The following is an 18,776-nucleotide window of genomic DNA, read 5'->3' as shown; positions in this document are numbered from 1 at the left end:
CCTCCTGTCCCCCTTCCGGGGCGGCCGTCCCGTGGAAGGAATGTTCCTTCCACCATTCCCTTCTACCGGAGGGGGCTGACACGGCTGGTAGGGAGAGGCCGGACCCCCTCCGGGGTAGGCAGGTGCATCGGCAAATTCCGGGGTCCGGGCTCGGTGTTCAGGGGCCGGTGCGCGACCTCGGGGTCCGGGCTCGGTGTTCAGGGGCCGGTACGCGGCCTCGGGGTCCGGGCTCGGTACGCGGCCTCGGGGGCCGGGCTCGGTGCGCGGCCTCGGGGTCCGAGCTCGGTACGCGGCCTCGGGGGCCGGGCTCGGTGCGCGGCCTCGGGGTCCGAGCTCGGTACGCGGCCTCGGGGTCCGGGCTCGGTGCGCGGCCTCGGGGTCCGGGCTCGGTACGCGGCCTCGTGTCTTGGCCGGGTGTCTGCTCTCCGAACGTGCGGAAGCTGGTTCAGGCAGACTCACTCCGCGGCGAACGTGCGTCTCCAGCGTGGGCCCGCGCCAGGGCATCCCGCAGCAGCGCGGCCAGGGTCCTGACGCCTGGGCCACGCAGCAGAGAGTAGTGGTCTCCCTCCAGCGTGTGCACCTCCACTCCGCCCCGGGCCAGCGGCTCCCAGCCGTGGGGCCGGGTGGCCTCGCTCGCCTCGAACGAGAGCAGCGCCCCCGCGTACGGCCGGGGCACGTAGCTCCACGCCGCACGGAGGTTTGACTCGAACACCCGCCGCAGCGTGTGCAGGGACTGCATCCCCGACTCGGGGAGCGCCGCCGCCTTGCGGCCCGCCTCTTCGAGCACACGCAGCGCCTCGTCCGGCGCCAGCCGTGAGAGCTCCTCTTCCGGACACGGGAGGTCTGCCCCCGTGGCGCGCAGCAGATCTCGATAGAAGAGCGCGCCAAGCCTCGCGGGCTCCAGCCACTCAGGCGTCACCGTGCCTCCCGGGAACGTCTGCGCATAGGTGTCGATGAGCGCGAGCAGCCCGACCTCTTCTCCTTGCGACGCGAGCTGGCGGGCCATCTCGAAGGCGAGGCTGCCGCCCATCGACCAGCCGCCGAGCAGATAGGGGCCTCGAGACTGCACGGCGCGCACCGCCTCCAGGTAGCGCGCGGCCAGGTCCTCCAGGCTACCGACCGGCGGCGCTTCCCCTTCCAGTCCCGGGGACTGCACGCCGTAGAAGGGCTGGTCCGGCCCGAGCAGGTGCGCCAGCTCCGCGTAGGCCAGCACCGTGCCGCCCACCGGGTGGATGCAGAAGAAGGGCCGCTTCGCCGTACCGCCCCTGAGCTGCACCAGGGAGGAGGAGGGACCCTGCTCGCGACGCAGCAGGCCCGCGACGTGCTCCACCGTGGCGCCCTGGAAGAGCGCCGCCACGGGGAGGGCCCGGCCCGTCAGCTCGCGGATGCGGCCCAGCAGGCGAACGGCCAGCAGCGAGTGGCCGCCCAGCTCGAAGAAGTCATCCCGGATGCCCACGGGGTGCAGGCCCAGCACCTCTTCCCAGGCGCGGACGAGCTGCAGCTCCAGCGCGCTGCGCGGTGCGACGCGGACGCGCGTGGAGTCGTGCAGGGAGCCTTCGGGCGCGGGCAGCGCGCGTCGGTTCACCTTGCCGCTGGGTGACAGCGGAAACGCATCCATGGGCACGAAGTGGCCGGGCACCATGTAGTCGGGGAGCCGCTCCTTGAGGAACGCCCGCAGCTCCGCGGCCGGGGGCGGCGGCCCTCCCGCGCCGACGACGTAGCCCACCAGTCGTTTGTGGCCCGAGCCATCCTCGCGCGCCTCCACCACGCAGTCCTTCAACGCCGGGTGGTGTGCCAGCGCGGACTCCACCTCGGCCAGCTCGATGCGGTAGCCGCGCACCTTCACCTGAGCGTCCCTTCGCCCGAGGAACTCGAGGGCTCCGTCTGGCAGGTAGCGCGCGAAGTCCCCCGTCCGGTACAGGCGTGCGCCCGGACGCGAGCTGAACGGGTCGGGAATGAAGCGCTCCGGCGTCAGCTCCGGACGGTGGAGGTAGCCGCGCGCCAGCAGCTCGCCGCCGATGTACAGCTCGCCCGACACGCCGATGGGCACTGGAGCCAGGTGCTCGTCCAGCAGGTGGACGTGGCCGTTGGAGATGGGCTGGCCGATGGACGGCAGGTCCGGCCACGTCCCGGTGTCACCCGAGAGGAGGAGGGCCGTGGTGGCGTGGCACTCCGTCGGGCCGTACTGGTTGTGCAGGACGCAGTCCCCCAACCGCCGGATGAATCGCCGCAGGGCCGGCGTCACGCGGAGCTGCTCGCCCGCGGTGATGATTTCCCGCAGTCGCCGGGGCACGCACTCCTCGCGGTCCGCCACCTCCGCCAGGTTCTGGAGTGCGACGAAGGGCAGGAAGAGCCGCTCCACCTCCTGGCGGTCCATCAGCTCCAGCAGCGCGCGGGCGTCCAGACGCTGCGCCTCGGAGATGAGCACCAGCTCGCCGCCGACCGCCCAGGTGGAGAGCAGCTCCTGGAAGCTCACGTCGAAGCTCAGCGCGGAGAACTGTAGCGTCCTGCCTCGGGGGACGACAAAGGCCCCCGTCTGCCAGTGCAGCAGGTTGAGCAGCGGCCCGTGCGGCATGGCCACGCCCTTGGGCACGCCGGTGGAGCCCGAGGTGTAGATGACGTACGCGAGCGACTCCGGCCCGGCCAGCGCCGGGAGGTCCACCTCGCTCGCGCCCGCGAAGGTCTCCGTGTCCAGGCACAGCCGGCGTACCTCGTCCGGGGGCAGCACGGCGGGAAGCGTGGACTGGGTGAGGAGCAGCGGCGCGCGCGAGGCACGGAGCATCATGGCCAAGCGCTCCGGTGGATACGCGGGGTCCAACGGAACGTAGGCGCCTCCCGCCTTGAGGATGCCGAGCACGCCCACGGCCAGATCCAGCGAGCGTCCGACACACAGACCCACCAGCACCTCTGGACCCACGCCAGCACCGCGCAGGAGATGGGCGAGCCGGTTGGCCTTGCGGTTCAGCTCGCCATAGGTGAGCCGCGCGTCTCCCATGCGGACGGCGATGGCGTCCGGCGTGCGCTCGGCCCACACTTCGAAGAGCGCATGCACGTTGGGCTCGGTCGGACGAGGGGCCTCGGTGGCATTCCACTCCACCAGCAGCCGGCGGCGCTCGGCTTCGCCCAGCAGCGGCAACGAGTCCACGCGCTGGCCTGGCCTGGACGCGGCACCTTGCAGCAGCCGTACGTAGTGCCCGGCCATGCGGGCCACCGTCTCCGCGTCATGGAGGTCGGTGTTGTATTCCCAGAACGCGACGAGGCCCTGGGGCAGCTCGCGCACGAAGAGGGTGAGGTCGAACTTCGCCATGCCCGGCTCGAAAGCCACCTCCTCCGAGGCGAGACCCGGCAGCGCCATGGGCACCGTGGCTCCCGGCATGACGAACATGACCTGGAACAGCGGCGAGCGGCTCAAGTCACGAGCGGGCTGGAGCGCGTCGACGACGTGCTCGAAGGGCAGGTCCTGATGGGCGTAGGCGCCGAGGCACATCTTGCGCACGCGGCCCAGCAGCTCTCGGAAGGACGCGCCGCCGCCCGTGTCGACGCGCAGGGCGAGCGTGTTGACAAAGAAGCCGAGCAACGGCTCCACCTCGCGCCAGTTGCGGCCGGAGATGGGTGAGCCCACGACGAGGTCGGACTGGCCGCTGTAGCGCGCCAGCAGCGCCTGGAAGCCCGCCAGCAGCGTCATGAACAGCGTGACGCCCTCCTTGCGGCTCAGCTCGCGCAGCGCTCCAGCCAGCTCTGGCGGGAGCCGCATCGACAGGTGGGCACCGTTGAAGGACTGCACGGTGGGACGTGGCCTGTCGGTGGGTAGCTCCAGCACGGGAGGCACTCCGGCGAGCTGCTCCTTCCACCAGGACAACTGCCGCTCCAGCACCTCGCCCTTCAGCCACTCGCGCTGCCAGCGTGCATAGTCCGCGTACTGCACAGGCAGCGCCTCCAACGTCAGAGCCTCTCCCCTCACCCGTGCGCCGTAAAGCGCGGCCACTTCCCGCTCCAGCACGCCCATCGACCAGCCGTCGAACACGATGTGGTGCACCGTCCAGAGCAGCACGTGTTCTTCGGGAGTCACGCGCAGCAGGCGCACGCGCAGCAGCGGGCCTCGCTCCAGGTCGAAGGGTGTGCGGGCCTCCTGCTCCGCACGGGCGATGACGTCCGCCTCGGCCACCTCCTCCACTTCGAGCCGCAACTCCACCTCCGGGTGGATGCGTTGTATCGGCTGGCCCTCCACCTCCGCGAAGGTGGTGCGCAGCGACTCGTGCCTCCGCACCACTTCCTGGAAGCCCGCCTCCAGTGCGCCCACGTCCAGCGGGCCCTTCAGCCGCAGGGCATTGGGCATGTTGTAGGAGAAGCCGCCCACGTCGATCTGCGAGACGAACCACAGCCGTTGCTGGGCGAAGGACTGCACCGCCTCGCCGCCGTGTGGCTGGTGCACCAGCGGCGGTGGCGGCACACCCCGCTCCTCCTCCAGCACCTCTTCCAGCCGTCGCGCCAGCTGCGCCACGGTGGGAGCCTCGAAGAGCGCGCGCACCGGCAGCTCGCGGCCCACCACGTCACGCAGTCGCGAGACGGCCTGGGTGGCCAGCAGCGAGTGGCCGCCCAGCTCGAAGAAGTGGCCGTCCGTGCCCACTCGCTCCAGCCCCAGCAGGGGCCCGAACACGCCCGCGACCACCTGCTCCATCGCGGTGCGCGGCGCCACGAGCCCTGCCTGCGATGCATCCGCCTTCGGCGCGGGCAGCGCCTTGCGGTCCACCTTGCCCGTCGGTGCCAGCGGGAGTGTGGCGAGCGGCACGAAGGCCGAGGGCACCATGTACTCGGGCAGCTTCGCTTGCAGGTGTTCGCGCAGCCCGGCGAGCTCCACCGACGGGCCCTCCTGCGGCACCACGTAGGCCACCAGTCGCCGGTCTCCGGGCACGTCCTCGCGGACGATGGCCACGGCGTCGCGCACGCCGGGGAAGGCGCGCAGAACCACCTCCACCTCGCCCAGCTCGATGCGAAAGCCGCGCAGCTTCACCTGCCCGTCCAGGCGGCCGAGGAACTCCAGGTTGCCATCCGCCAGCCACCGCGCCCGGTCTCCCGTGCGATAGGTGCGCGCCCCCGACGCGCCTCCGAGCATGTCCGGAACGAAGCGGTCCGCCGTCAGGTCCGGGCGCCCGTGGTAGCCATGCGCGAGGCTCGCGCCGGCGACGTACACCTCACCGGGTACGCCGATGGGACAGGGCGCTCCCCACGAGTCCACCACCTGGAGCCGCACGTTGGGGATGGGCCTTCCCACCGGTGGCAGCGCGGGCCAGGAGGACGGAGGGCCAGACGCACGCCACGCGGTGACGACATGCGCCTCCGAGGGCCCGTACTGATTCTCCAGCACGCACCCGGGGAGCCGTTCGAAGAAGGCCACCAGCGCCGGTGTCACCTGGAGCTGCTCGCCCGCGGTCACCACCTCCGTGAGCGGCGGCAGCTCCGTCTCACCGAGCGCCGCGTCGCACAGCGCCTGCAGGGCGACGAAGGGCAGATACAACCGCTCCACGCGGTGCCGGACCATGTAGCGCAGCATGGCGGTGGGGTCCTGGCGCAGCGGCGGCGTCATCAGCAGCACGCGGCCGCCCAGGCACCAGGTGCCGAACATCTCCTGGAAGGAGACATCGAAGTTGAGCGAGGCGAACTGGAGTGTGGTGGCGTCCGGCTTCACCGAGCGTTGGAGCAGCCACCACAACATGTTGCCCACCGCACGGTGGGACATGACGATGCCCTTGGGCCGGCCGGTGCTGCCCGAGGTGTAGACGAAGTAGCAGTGCGTCTCCGGTGACACCTCCACCGGTGGCACGTGCGTGGGGCACGCGGAGACGGCCTCCGCCGCTTCATCCAGGCGCAGCAGGTGCGCGCCCGAGCCGGCAGGTACCGCCGAGACGAGATGGCCGTGCGCCACCACCACCGGCGCGCCGGTGTCTTCCAGCATCAACGCCAGGCGCTCGGAGGGCCAGGTGGGGTCCAGCGGCAGGAAGGCCGCGCCCGCCTTGAGCGTGGCCAGCACGGCCACGGGCATGTCCAGGCTGCCCCGGTCCAGGCACAGGCCCACGGAGCCATTGGGCCGCACGCCCAGGGACAGCAGGTGGTGCGCGAGCTGGTTGGCGCGAGCATCCAGCTCCGCGTAGGTGAGCGAGCGGGTGCCATCCGTCACCGCCTCGGCCCCGGGCGTGCGCGCCACCTGGGCCTCCACCCAGCGGTGCATGAGTCCCGGGACGTAGGTGGAGTCCTCGCGCGAGCCCCACTCCAGCAACAGTCGGTCGCGCTCGGCCTCGCCCAGCAGCGGCAGCGAGTCCACGCGCTGGCCGGGCTCGGCGACGGCGGCCTGCAACAGCCACACGTAGTGCCCCACCATGCGAGCCACCGTCGCCTCATCGTAGAGGTCGGTGTTGTATTCCCAGTACGTCTCCAGCCCCCGCGGCTGCTCCCACGCGAAGAGGGTGAGGTCGAACTTCGCCACCCCGGGCTCGAAGACGAGCTCCTCGGCGGTGACGTCCTCCAGGGCCAGCGGCCTCGGCGTCCCGGGCATGACGAACATCACCTGGAACAGCGGCGAGCGACTCAGGTCACGCGTGGGCTGCAGCGCGTCGACGAGGTGCTCGAAGGGCAGGTCCTGGTGGGCGAAGGCACCCAGACACGCCTTGCGCACGCGGCCCAGCAGCTCTCGGAAGGACACGCCGCCGCCCGTGTCGACGCGCAGGGCGAGCGTGTTGACGAAGAAGCCCAGCAGCGGCTCCACCTCGCGCCAGTTGCGGCCGGAGATGGGCGAGCCCACGACGAGGTCGGACTGGCCACTGTAGCGCGCCAGCAGCGCCTGGAAGCCCGCCAGCAGCGTCATGTAGAGCGTCGCCCCCTCGCGCTGGCTGAGCCGGCGCAGGGCGCTCGCCAGCGCGTCCGGCAGCGGAACGCGCAGCAGCGCACCTCGGAAGGACTGCACGGGAGGACGCGGCCTGTCGGTGGGCAGCTCCAGGACGGGAGGCGCCCCGGCGAGATGTTCCTTCCACCAGGCCAGCTGTCGCTCCAGCACCTCGCCCTTGAGCCACTCGCGCTGCCAGCGTGCATAGTCCGCGTACTGCACCGGCAGCGTGTCCAGCCGCGACACCTCACCGCGAACCCGGGCCGAGTACGACTCCGAGAGCTCCTGGTACAGCACCCCGACGGACCAGCCGTCGAAGACGATGTGGTGCACCGTCCAGAGCAGCACGTGCTCCTCGGGGGCCACGCGCAGCAGGCGCACGCGCAACAGCGGGCCCTGCTCCAGGTCGAAGGGCTGGCGTGCTTCCTGCTCCGCCCGGGCCACGACTTCCGCCTCGGCCACCTCCGCCACTCGCAGGTTCAACTCCAGCCGCGCGTGGATTCGTTGTATCGGCCGGCCATCCACTTCCGCGAACGTGGTGCGCAGCGACTCGTGCCTCCGCGCCACTTCCTGGAAGCCTGCTTCCAGCGCCTCCACATCCAGCGGGCCCTTCAGTCGCAGGGCGAACGGGATGTTGTAGGAGATGCCACTCGCGTCGAACTGCGAGAGGAACCACAGCCGCTGCTGCGCGAAGGACTGCACCGCCTCACCGCCGTGCGGCTGGTGCGTCAGCGGCGCCGACGTCGCCCCATCCGCCTCCTCCAGCCGTCGGGCCAGTTGCGCCACGGTGGGGGCTTCGAAGAGCGCGCGGACCGGCAGCTCACGGCCCACCACCTCGCGCAGCCGCGAGACGGCCTGGGTGGCGAGTAGCGAGTGACCGCCCAGCTCGAAAAAGTGGCTGTCGGCGCCCACCTGCTCCAGCCCCAGCAGTGGGCCGAACACGCCGGCCACCACCTGCTCCATCGCGGTGCGAGGAGCCACCTGCTCTCCGGAGGGCGCCTCGACGTACGGGGCAGGCAGGGCCTTTCGGTCCACCTTGCCATTGGGCGTGAGGGGCAGCGCCGGTAGCGCCACGAAGGCCGAGGGCACCATGTACTCGGGCAGCTTCGCCTGCGCGTGTGCGCGCAGCTCCGCCGTCGCGGGCGCTTCGCCATGCGGGACGAAGTACGCGACGAGCCGCTTGCCACCCGGTCCGTCCTCTCGTGCCACCACCACTGCCTCGCGCACGCCGGGGTGGCGCAGCAGGGCGGACTCCACCTCGCCGGGCTCGATGCGGAAGCCGCGCAGCTTCACCTGCCCGTCCAGCCGGCCGGAGAATTCAATACGCCCGTCCGGCAACCACCGCGCCCTGTCTCCGGTGCGGTAGAGCCGGGCCCCGGGCCGCGCACTGAAGGGGTGCGGAACGAAGCGCTCCGCCGTCAGCTCCGCGCGGCCGAGGTAGCCCCACGCCAGTCCGTCCCCGCCCGTGTACAGCTCGCCCCACACTCCCACGGGCACCGGCTCCAGCGCCGCGTCCAGCAGGTACACCTGCGTGTTGGAAATGGGCCGGCCGATGGACACCGTGGGCCCCACCTGCCCCGGCTGTGTCATCGGGTTGCAGCAGGTGAAGGTGGTGTTCTCCGTCGGGCCGTACCCGTTGATGAGCAGCCCGCCCTGGGCGAGCCGTGCCCGCACGGCGGTGGGGGAAAGCACGTCGCCGCCCGCGAGCACCTGCCGCACGCCTGAAAGGGCCTCCGGCTGCGCGGCCATCACCTGCTCGAAGAGCGCGGCGGTGAGCCACAGCGTGGTGACGCGGTGGCACACCAGCGCGCGGCCCAACTCCTCCAGCGAGGGCGAGTGCTCGGGGAAGAGCACCAGCTTCGCGCCGTTGAGCAGTGCGCCCCACAGCTCGAAGGTGGAGGCGTCGAAGGAGATGGGGGCGAGCTGGAGGAGGACTTCGCGTTGCGACAACTCCACGAAGCGCGTGCCCTTCACCAGGCGCACCACGCCCCGGTGCGGAATGCCCACGGCCTTGGGCCGCCCCGTCGAGCCCGACGTGTACATGACGTACGCGAGACGGTCCGCTGCTCCTGGCTCGCCCAGGTCCTCCGTGCGCTCGCAAGAAATGTCCTGCGCCATGGAGGCCTGCAACCGACCTGCGTCCTCCGCGAGCTTCCGCGTCAGGTTGTCCCGTGTCGAGTCCAGCGGTCTGCCCGGGTTCTCGCTGCGCCCCTGCGAGAAGGCCTCCCCCATGGGCACCAGCGGAACGACGTCCACGCGCAGGTCCGGAGGCAGCCGGGTGAAGAGCGCGGGCTGCGCCAGCAGCACATGGAGGTTCGAGTCCTCCACCATGAAGGCCAGCCGCTCGCCGGGGTAGGCGCTGTCGAGCGGCACGTACGCGCCTCCCGCCTTGAGGATGGCGAGCGTGGCCACCACCAACTCCAGCGAGCGTCCCGCGCAAAGGCCGACGCGGGTTCCAGCCACCACGCCGCGCCGCCGCAGATACCGGGCGAGCTGATTGGCGCGCCCGTTCAGCTCGGCGTACGTGAGCCGTGCGCCCTCGAACTCCACCGCCACTGCGTCCGGCGTGCGCGCCGCCTGTGCCTCGAACAAGCCGTGGATGCACGCGTCGCAAGGGTACTCCGTCTGCGTGTCGTTCCACTCGACCAACAGCTGGTGACGCTCGGCTTCAGAGAGCAGAGGCAGCTCAGACACCCGCTGCTCCGGCCGCGCCACCGCCGACTCCAGCAGCCGCACGTAGCGCGCCGCCATGCGAGCAATGGTGGCTTCGTCGAAGAGGGCGGTGCTGTATTCCCACAGACCCATGAGCCCCTGGGGCGTCTCCCGAACGAAGAGCGTGAGGTCGAACTTCGACACTCCAGGCTCGAAGGCGACGTCCGTGGCGCTCATCCCGGAGAGCTTCAGCTCGGAACCGGGCTCCCCCTGGAGCGCGAACGCGGCCTGGAAGATGGGCGCGCGGCTCAAGTCCCGCGTGGACTGGAGCGCGTCCACGAGCTGCTCGAAGGGCAGGTCCTGGTGGACGAAGGCTCCGAGGCACGCCTTGCGCACCCGGCCCAGCAGCTCAGGGAAGGACACGCCCTCCGTGTCGGCGCGCAAGGCCAGGGTGTTGGCGAAGAAGCCGACCATGCCCTCCAGGTCGTGCTGACTTCGCCCTGCGAAGGGCGAGCCCACGACGACATCGGACTGGCCGCTGTAGCGCGCCAGCAGTGCGTGGAAGCCCGCGAGCAACGTCATGAAGAGCGTCGCGCCCTCCTTGCGGCTCAGCTCGCGCAGCGCGGACGTCAGCTCTTCCGGCAGCGGAACGCGCAGCAGCGCACCTCGGAAGGACTGCACGGGAGGACGTGGCCTGTCGGTGGGCAGCTCCAGCACGGGAGGCACCCCGGCGAGCTGTTCCTTCCACCACGCCAGTTGCCGCTCCAGGACCTCGCCCTTCAGCCACTCACGCTGCCAGCGCGCATAGTCCGCGTACTGTGCGGGCAGCGGCTCGAGCTCGGACGCCGCTCCCCTCACCCGCGCGCCGTACGCCGCGGCCACCTCCCGCTCCAGCACGCCCATGGACCAGCCATCGAAAACGATGTGGTGCACCGTCCAGAGCAGCACGTGCTCGTCGGGAGACACGCGCAGCAGGCGCACCCGCAGCAGCGGGCCCCGCTCCAGGTCGAAGGGCCGGCGCGCCTCCTGCTCCGCGTGGGCCACGACTTCCGCCTCGGCCACGTCTTCCACTTCAAGCGTCAACTCCACCTTCGCGTGGATGCGCTGTACCGGATGACCCTCCACCTGCGCGAAGGTGGTGCGCAGCGACTCGTGTCTTTGCACCACTTCCTGGAAGCCCGCCTCCAGGGCGCCCACATCCAGCGGCCCCGTCAGCCTCGTGGCGAACGGGGCGTTGTACGCGAAGCCGCCCGGGTCGAGCTGCGCGAGGAACCACAGCCGCTGCTGCGCGAAGGACTGCACCGCCTCGCCCCCGTGCGGCTGGTGCGTCAGCGGTGGCCTTCTTCCCGGTGCATCCCCCCGCTGCCGCGTGCCTTCGTCCGAGGAAGACTGTGTCTGCGTCATGGTGCACCTGACCTCACGCAAGCCCGCCGGGCGCGCTTCCGCGAGCCCGGGGGGAATCCAGGTGGAAAGGGCGTCTTTTTCTGGAACGGACCGGCGGCGTCAGTCCACGCGGGCCGTGCGCAGCCCCGTCTGGGAGCCGTGCGTGGGCAGCAGCTCGTCGTACGGGTTCATCGCGTCCCCCGACAGGCTCTCCAGCTCCACCTCCGCGCCCAGCCCAAGCTCCCGCGCGCGTCGCGTAAGGGCTCGCGTCACCACCTGGTCCTCCAGCGCGAAGCCCGTGGAGTCGAACACGGTGGAGCGCTTGCGCCAGTCCGCGTAGCGCTCCGGATTCTGGACGACCTCGATGATGCCGGGGCCAATCTGCTCCGGCCGCAGTTGCTGGCACTCACCCTCGACGAGCGCCTGGGCCAGGAAGTCCGGGCACACGAGGCTGCGCTCCAGCAGCGACAGCGGCAGCTCCGTCTTGCCCGGCAGGTCCGAGCCCACCGCGTTGAGGTGCACCGACGGCTTGAAGCGAACGTCCGGAATGACGGGGCCCTCGCCCACGCCCACGGAGGTGACGGTGCAGATGATGTCCGACTCCGCCGTCAGCTCCTCCAGCGAGGCCGGGCGCACGTCCAGCCCGAGGAAGCCCACGCGCCGCAGGTACGTGCGCAGCACGCCCAGGTCCACGTCGTACGCGAGCACGCGCTCGATGGGGAACAGGCGCGAGAGGGCATGCAACTGGGTGACGGCCTGCGCACCGCAGCCGACCATGCCCACCACGCGGCTGTCCGGGTCCGCCAGGTATTTGCTCGCGAGGGCCGACGCCGCGCCCGTGCGCAGCGCGGTGGGCAGCACCCCGTCCATCAGCTCCAGCAGCCGTCCCGTGGCGCAGTCGTACACGCTGTTGGTGGCGATGATGGTGGGCACCCCGTACCGGTGGGGGTTGTTCGGGTTGTAGCCCACCACCTTGATGGTGATGGTCTCCCCGCGCTGCATCACCGGCATCCACTCCAGCACGCCGGTGCGCTCGTTGCGCAGCGTGAAGCCGTCCCGCTTGCGAGGCTCGGTGCGCTCCTCGTCGAAGGTGCGGAACGCGTGCTCCAGCGCCTCGATGACGGTGTCCATCAGCGCGTCGATTCCCTCCATGTGCACGAGCTTGCGCAGGTCGGCCTGGGTGACGAGCAGTGTCTTCACGCGCGCTCTCCTGGGGGGGCGGGAGGGTGAGGGGACGAGAAGTTGAAGGCGTCCGCACTCTGCCATCAATCAGGACTTACTGTTAAGTCAGGGATTCTATCTAGACAGGATCGAACAGAAGGCGACGACTTCGTTGTCGCGCCGCTTCTGAGCCCGCGCGTGCTGGCCGACTTCGCCGTGCGTCCGGGCGGAGAGGTGTGTGTCTTGAGATACCACATTTGCCCGATTAGCCGGTGTTGGTAGCCTCCGTGCTCCGAGCCCCACAGGAGCCTCTCTTGAGCACCCTCATCGCGTCCTCTACACCCTCCCTGGAACAGCGGCTCGCCGGTTACTGGTGCGAGCTGCTCGGCGTGGACTCGGTGACGCCGAAGGACCACTTCTTCGAGATGGGCGGTAATTCGCTGCTGGCGACGAACCTGGCCAACCTCATCGAGGATGAGCTGGGCGTGCGGCCGGAAATGGGCGAGCTGGTCGGCACCCTGGAAGAGGCCGTCACCGCCTGCGACGCCCTGCTCAAGGCGCTGCACGCTCCGAGCTGACCGCCGTTACCCCACGAGCAGGTTGGACTCCGCGGACTCCTCGGGCGGAGGCGGCGGTGCGGCGGCGGTGGCCTTGCGGTGCAGCAGGGGCCGGCCCCGGTACAGGAAGCCGACGATGGCCGGCACCGGGGACACGACGCGCTCCACCGCGTCCAGCGCGGCGGCGTGCTCGCGGCGCACCACCGGCATGCGGCTCCAGTGCGTCTGCGGCCGCAGGTGGTGCTCCTGGTGGTGGCCGTCGTTGAAGGTGAGCAGGTTGTAGAGCCGGCCGTAGTGGCTCACCGAGTCCGTGTAACGGCTCTCGGGCATCGCGCCGTAGTGCTCGTAGTAGTTCTGCACGTTCACCAGCGCGAGCGCCAGGTAGAAGGCCGGCACGTAGCACACCAGCGTCCATTGCCAGGAGACGGCAAGGAAGACGCCCAGCCCCACGACGTGGGCCACCCGGTCCAACCGCACCTGCCGCAGCTCGCGCGCCCGGCGCACCGGGTCCTTCGTGGCCAGCTCGTGCAGGGCCTGCTCATGCCGCCCCACGCCCCACAGCCGCCACACCGCCAGCACGTTGCGCGCCGTGCCCAGCAGCGTGTGCAGCGCCCCGCCGAAGGCGTAGTGCCAGACACTGTCGTGCTCGCCGCCCTGCCCGTCCTCGAAGGTGGAGGACCTGTCCCGCGAGTGTCCGTCCTGCCCCTGGCGGTCGTTGTTGTACCGGTGGTGGTTGCGCACGTGCGTGAGCTGGTACGCCTGCACGGACTGGCCGATGTTCAGCGAGTTGAGCAGCGACACCGCCGCGTTGAGCCACCGCGACTCGAACCACGGGGTGTGGGTGAAGAGGTGGGAGATGATGATGATGTTGTACGTCATCATGAAGACCAGGAGCGCGAAGCCTCCCACCCGTTGAAGGGCGGAGGCGTGCTCCCAGCTGGCGGCCAGCCACAGCATCATCCCCGTCTGCACGACGCTCAATACGAGCATCACCGCGTCCAGCGGGGAGTTCTTCCAGACCTTCATCGCGAGGACCCCAAGCTTGGGCGAACGGCCTAGAAGTAGGACTGGAGGTGGCCCTTGCGGCGGACATCCAGCGTGGCGCAGTGGAACGAGCCACCGAACGAGTTGAAGTTGCGGAAGTTGCAGAGGACGGGCTTGAAGCCCCACTTCTTGAACGAGGCAATCATCGGCTCGTCGCTGCGCTCCACCACGACGCGCTGCTCGTCGAGCATGATGACGTTCATGTTGATCCACTTGCTCGTCATGTAGAGCGTGTGCTCGGGCGGCATGATGGGCCTGGGCGCCTTGAAGACATCCCAGCCGTTGAACAGCTCCGGCACCTTCGTCACGCGCTCCGGGTTGATGAGCAGCTTGCCCGGCGCCAGCGGCACCAGCGTGGCGTCGATGTGCATCGGGTGCGGGTCATCGAACTCGAAGACATGGATGCGGTACTCGGGGCCGATGTGACGGCGCAGCCACTCGATTCCGAAGCTGTTCGTGACGTTGCTGCGCTGCGCGAAGATGTCCTTGCCGCAGCGGATGAAGTCCGCGGCGTCGAAGGTGGGCTCGAACTCGCTGATGACGGAGCGGAACGGGCCGCCGTCGTGCGCCTCCGTCCAGTCATAGTCGTACAGCTCGTCCTTCAGCTCCGGCTTGGGACCCGCGCTCCAGCGCGCGCCGCCGTGGAAGTACTCCTTGAGCAGTGGCCGGTACGCGGACGTCTCGTAGTAGCGCGAGCGCCACGCCATGGGGCACTCGATGATGTCGTTGCCCACCACCAGCAGGAGGTCTCTGGGCATCGCGGCGTACAGACCGGTGCTCGTCCAGCCCGGCGCGCCGTACGCCTTGAGCTGGTCCACCGGCTCCGGGCGGCGGACCTTCACACCCTCCGCCTCCAGGATGTGGACGAACTCCTCCAGGTCCTTCTTCGCCGCGGCAATCTGCTCGGCCGGAAAGGGCCTGCCCGCGTGCTTCCGGAAGAAGTCGTGCTGGTCCTCCGGCAGCGTCGCCTTCAGCGCGATGTGCGAGGGCGGGACGGTGGCTCCATCCACGATGCCCACGATGACTTCTTCCAGGAGGTCCCACTCGTTGTACGAGCTGACAGGGCACGCGGACTCGGTGGCGGACATTGGCTGGGTTCCCTTCTCGCGCCTGGGCGCGAGCCGATGCTTGGACCCTGACTCATGAGACATCCCCGTGAATCAAGATTCGACCGTGAGCCGTATCATCCACGAAAACCCGCCCTAGCGTGAAGCGGACTGGAGAAGGGCCAGAGGTCAGCGCCTACCTCTCTCCACCTCGCGTGACTCGTGGCGCGACGCGCCAGCGACGCACCGTCACAGTGCGAGCATGCTGGCGATGATTTCCTTCATGACCTCGGAGGTCCCCCCGCCGATGGTGAGCATGCGCACGTCGCGCCAGGCGCGGGCGACGTGCGTCTCCTCGACGTAGCCCATACCGCCATAGAACTGCTGGCAGTCGTAGGCGACGCGCTGGGCCAGCTCGGTGGTGAGGAGCTTGGCCATGGAAATCTCCTTCACCGGCTTCACCTTCTGCCGCCGCTTGCGCTCGAAGAGGTCCACCGCGTGGTAGGTGAGCCGCCGCGCCGCCTCCACCAGGGTGAGGTGGTCCACGAACTTGTGGCGCCACACCTGGAAGTCCACCAGCCGCTCGCCGAAGGCCTTGCGCTCGCGGCCGTAGCGGATGGCCTCGCGCAACAGCACGTCCATCACCGCCACGGTGTTGACGGCCGTCACCAGCCGCTCGGCGTGGAAGCTGTTCATGATGAGGGAGAAGCCATCGTTCTCCCGACCCAGCACGTAGCGCGCGGGGATGCGGCAGTCCTCGAAGTAGAGGATGGCCATGTCCGAGGAGCGCTGCCCCACCTTCTCCAGCTTCTTCGAGACGTGGAAGCCCTTCACGTCCGTGGGGCACGTCACCAGGGAGATGCCGGTGGAGCCCTCGCCGCCGGTGCGCACGGCCAGGACGAGGAAGTCCGCGCGGGCGCCGTTGGTAATCCACATCTTGGAGCCGTTGAGGACGTAGTCGTCTCCGTCGCGCCGCGCGGTGGTGCTCAGGCGCGCCAGGTCCGAGCCCGCGCCCGGCTCGCTCATGGCCAGCGCGGCGATGCGCTCGCCCGCGAGCGCCGGGGCGAGGAACTCGCGCTTCTGCTCGTCAGTGCCCACCTCGTTGATGACGGGCGTGGCCATCTGGCCCTGCACCATCAGCGCCATGCTGACGCCGCCATTCTGGCTGCGCGCCAGCTCCTCGGCGAAGACGGTGACGTACCAGGAGTCCAGCCCGCTGCCGCCGTACTTCGGGTCATGGTCGATGCCGAAGAAGCCCAGCTCGCCGCACTTCTTGAAGACCTCGCGCGGAAAGAGGCCCGCGCGGTCCCACTCCAGCGCGTGCGGCGTCAGCTCCTTCTCGACGAACTGGCGCACCGTGCGGCGGAACGCCTCGTGCTCCGGGGTGAAGCGCGCATCCATGGGGGTTGTCTCCGGAGCGGGTGCGCCTCACGCACCCCAGTAATAGCTCCACTTGAGCATCACCGCGTCCGTCGCCGGGCCCTCCAGCAGCCGCTTGGGCCCCAGCGTGGCCGGGGCCACCTCGCCCACCGGGGTGGGCAGGCCCTGCTGCGTGTGCGAGTACACGAGGAAGAGCGTGGAGCCCAGCCGGTACTCCCAACGTGCCACGGCATTCACGTTCAGCGCCGTGTCATGGAAGTTGGCGCTGCCGAGCAACGTCGGCTCCAGGGTGTCCAGGTCGATGCGCGAGCGGCCGTCCGAGTCCGCCGTGAAGTAGCGCCCGTACACGCCATACGCGGTGAAGAGCTGCGCGTACCCCTGTAGCGTCAGCTTCGGCGAGACAATCCACTGCTGCCGCAGCGTGAGGGAGAGGTAGCGCGAGTCCAGGTCGCCGAGGAGGAAGCGGCTTTCGTCCAGTTGCTCCACGTACCGCGCTCCGTGCCGCGTCCGCTCGCTGCCCACCTCCACGCGCGTCTGCAGCGCCGGGTGCGGCGTCATCACGGCGTACAGGCTGGCCGTCCAGTCCGTGTGCGCGGGCAATACGGCCGTGGTCAGGCGACGATTCACGCCCGCACTACCGCCCACGTACACCCGCCGGGTGGACTTCGTGTTGCCGTAGAGGCCGACGTACGCCACGCCCGTGCGCTCGAACGGGACGCCCGTGCCGGCCAGCTCTCGCACGTCGTAGCCACCCACGTCCAGGGTGCCCTGCACGCCCAGCACGTCGAAGGAGGGCAGCAGCGAATCCACGCTGAGGCTCGCGGACGTGCCGCGGTACACGCCCCGCCCGTCCGCGGTCCACTGGGGCTTCACGGTGAGGGTGGCGAAGAAGTCGTTCAGCGGCCCGAAGCCGTCCGGCTGCGCGTACATCAACTGGAAGCGCGGCGCGGTGGCGTTCTGCGTGCGCTGGAAGCCGATGGCGTTCAGCTCCAGCTTCGGCAGCGCCAGGTCCAGGCCCACCTCCGGCCGGAAGCCCTTGCCTCCGAAGCGGCCCGCGCGCACGTAGCCGCCCGCGCCCATGTCCCCGCGCCGCAGCACCGTGCCGTCGCGCAAGAGCCGCTCTGGCGGCCCCGCCATGGCGCGCGACGCCGTCAGCAGGCCCAGCACACCCCACTGGCTGTCGCCCGTCTTCACGTCGAAGTCCAGCGAGCCCGCCAGCGAGCCCAGCGCCGTGCACGACGCCGGCAGCGGGCCCGAGGTGGGAGCCTGGTCCTCCGGCCGGCACGTCCCCTCGAAGGGCTGCGCCGAGGCAATCGAGCCGCCCACGCGCGAGCTCGTTCCCACCTTCGTGCGCGCCATCGCCACCAGGTAGTTGGTGGTGGCCGTGGGTGCACCGGGCAGCTCCACGCCCGGCCCCAGGTGCAGCGGCCGGCTCGCGTCCAGGTGCAGCCCGCGGTCCGGAGCCGTCTCGTCCCGCTCCTGCCAGGGAGAGGTGACGAGCGCCTCCATGACGCCCACCTGCACCCCCTTGCCCACCGTGCCCGTCATCTTCGCCGCGCCGAGGATGGGCGTCGCCAGGCCGATGCGCCGCGAGTAGAAGAGCGACATCGGCGCCGTGTCCGACGTCATGCCCACCGGCTCGAACAGCTCCAGGCCCTGGGTGAAGAAGGGCCGCCGCTCCGGGTAGAAGGCCTCGAAGGTGCTGAGGTTGAGCAGGAGTTGATCCGCCTCCACCTCGCCGAAGTCCGGGTTGAGCGTGGCACTCAGCGTCAAGTCACTGGTGACGGCCGCCTTCGCGTCCAGCCCCACGTCCAGCACCGGGCTGAGCAGCCGCGGCGTGGGCTGGTTGGGCGAGGAGAACTGGGGCCGCATGACGCCGCGCGCCGCCAGGTAGGGCCGCACCTCCCAGCGCGCATGCGGGCGCAGCGCCTCCATGCCGGTGAGGTGCCCCAGCCGCGACGCCACCGCGTTGGTGGTGCGCGGATTCTCCACCGACTCGATTTCTTCGTTCTTCCGGCCGATGTCGCGGCGCACGGAGAAGCCCCACGTCTGCACCTGTGCCTGGGGAAACGGCAGCAGTGAGAGGGGAATGGCGTACTCGGCCACCCAGCCGTCCGGCGCGCGGCCCGCCGCCGCGTCCCAGACGCCGTCCCAGTTCTGCGTGTAGTTGCGGTCGTCGAAGTAGAGGCCGTCGCTCTGCACGCCGCTGGCGCTCAGCGAGAACACCATGGCCGTGCGGTGGTCATGCGCCGAGTCGATGAGCAGGTGGACGCTGTCCGCGCGCGGAAGGCTGTCACGCCGACCCAGCCGGTAGTCGATGAGCGCCGGCTCCGAGTCGTGCGCGTAGACACCCACGTACAGCGTGTCGTCGTCGTAGAGGACGCGCAATTCGGTGCGCTCGGTGGGCGCGGCGCCCGCCTTGGGGAAGCGCTGCACGAAGCCGTCGAACATGGGCGCCGTGCCCCACACCGCCTCGTCCAGCTTCCCGTCCACGACGATGGCGCCCGGCGTGCGCGCCGCACGGAGGAACTGCTCGCGCCCGGGGCCCTCCAGCGCGGCCCGGGCCCCCGTCCCCCACAGCGCCAATAGCAGCGCCGTAGTCACCCTCGCATGAGACAACATGGGCGGAGTGATACCAGCACCCTTGTCCCACACGCAAAGCGGGTCTCATTCTGA

General features: G+C 70.2%; 7 protein-coding genes. 1 reads left to right on the top strand and 6 read right to left on the bottom strand.

All coding sequences use genetic code 11. The annotated features are described in order from the left end of the window. Positions 1-445 precede the first annotated feature (445 nt). Positions 446-10,933: a non-ribosomal peptide synthetase gene (locus tag OV427_RS41755; RefSeq protein ID WP_267861802.1), complete on the bottom strand. Its 10,488-nt coding sequence runs from the start codon at positions 10,931-10,933 to the stop codon at positions 446-448. A gap of 99 nt (positions 10,934-11,032) precedes the next feature. Continuing rightward, complete coding sequence (locus OV427_RS41750; RefSeq protein WP_267861801.1) at positions 11,033-12,112, bottom strand: ornithine cyclodeaminase family protein; 1,080 nt, start codon at positions 12,110-12,112, stop codon at positions 11,033-11,035. Between the two features lie 275 nt (positions 12,113-12,387). On the opposite strand from OV427_RS41750, the gene OV427_RS41745 reads away from it, so the two are divergent. Next, positions 12,388-12,651: a phosphopantetheine-binding protein gene (locus OV427_RS41745; RefSeq protein WP_267861800.1), complete on the top strand. Its 264-nt coding sequence runs from the start codon at positions 12,388-12,390 to the stop codon at positions 12,649-12,651. Between the two features lie 6 nt (positions 12,652-12,657). Here OV427_RS41745 and OV427_RS41740 read toward each other — a convergent pair whose 3' ends face one another. The 4 genes from OV427_RS41740 to OV427_RS41725 all read right to left on the bottom strand — a co-directional run bounded on the left by OV427_RS41740 (position 12,658) and on the right by OV427_RS41725 (position 18,704). Next, a complete protein-coding gene (locus tag OV427_RS41740; RefSeq protein ID WP_267861799.1) occupies positions 12,658-13,656 on the bottom strand; it encodes a fatty acid desaturase family protein in 999 nt (332 codons plus the stop codon). Between the two features lie 29 nt (positions 13,657-13,685). Further along, positions 13,686-14,762, bottom strand: coding sequence for a hypothetical protein (locus tag OV427_RS41735; RefSeq protein ID WP_267861798.1), 1,077 nt, complete (start codon positions 14,760-14,762; stop codon positions 13,686-13,688). Between the two features lie 207 nt (positions 14,763-14,969). Then, positions 14,970-16,121 (bottom strand): acyl-CoA dehydrogenase family protein, encoded by a 1,152-nt coding sequence (locus OV427_RS41730; RefSeq protein WP_267861797.1) that lies wholly within the window; start codon positions 16,119-16,121, stop codon positions 14,970-14,972. Positions 16,122-16,148: 27 nt separating this feature from the next. Next, positions 16,149-18,704, bottom strand: a complete 2,556-nt coding sequence (locus tag OV427_RS41725; protein WP_267861796.1) for a carbohydrate binding family 9 domain-containing protein — start codon at positions 18,702-18,704, stop codon at positions 16,149-16,151. Positions 18,705-18,776: the final 72 nt, after the last annotated feature.

Source organism: Pyxidicoccus sp. MSG2, assembly GCF_026626705.1.
Taxonomy (GTDB): domain Bacteria; phylum Myxococcota; class Myxococcia; order Myxococcales; family Myxococcaceae; genus Myxococcus.
The sequence above is the reverse complement of the archived record's forward strand: the minus strand, read 5'-3'. Positions and strand labels throughout refer to the sequence as shown.

Bases quoted from the DNA above. Each gene is read 5' to 3' on its own strand.
- OV427_RS41755 (WP_267861802.1), bottom strand. From the start codon at position 10,933: ATGACGCAGACACAGTCTTCCTCGGACGAAGGCACGCGGCAGCGGGGG.
- OV427_RS41735 (WP_267861798.1), bottom strand. From the start codon at position 14,762: ATGTCCGCCACCGAGTCCGCGTGCCCTGTCAGCTCGTACAACGAGTGG.
- OV427_RS41740 (WP_267861799.1), bottom strand. From the start codon at position 13,656: ATGAAGGTCTGGAAGAACTCCCCGCTGGACGCGGTGATGCTCGTATTG.
- OV427_RS41730 (WP_267861797.1), bottom strand. From the start codon at position 16,121: ATGGATGCGCGCTTCACCCCGGAGCACGAGGCGTTCCGCCGCACGGTG.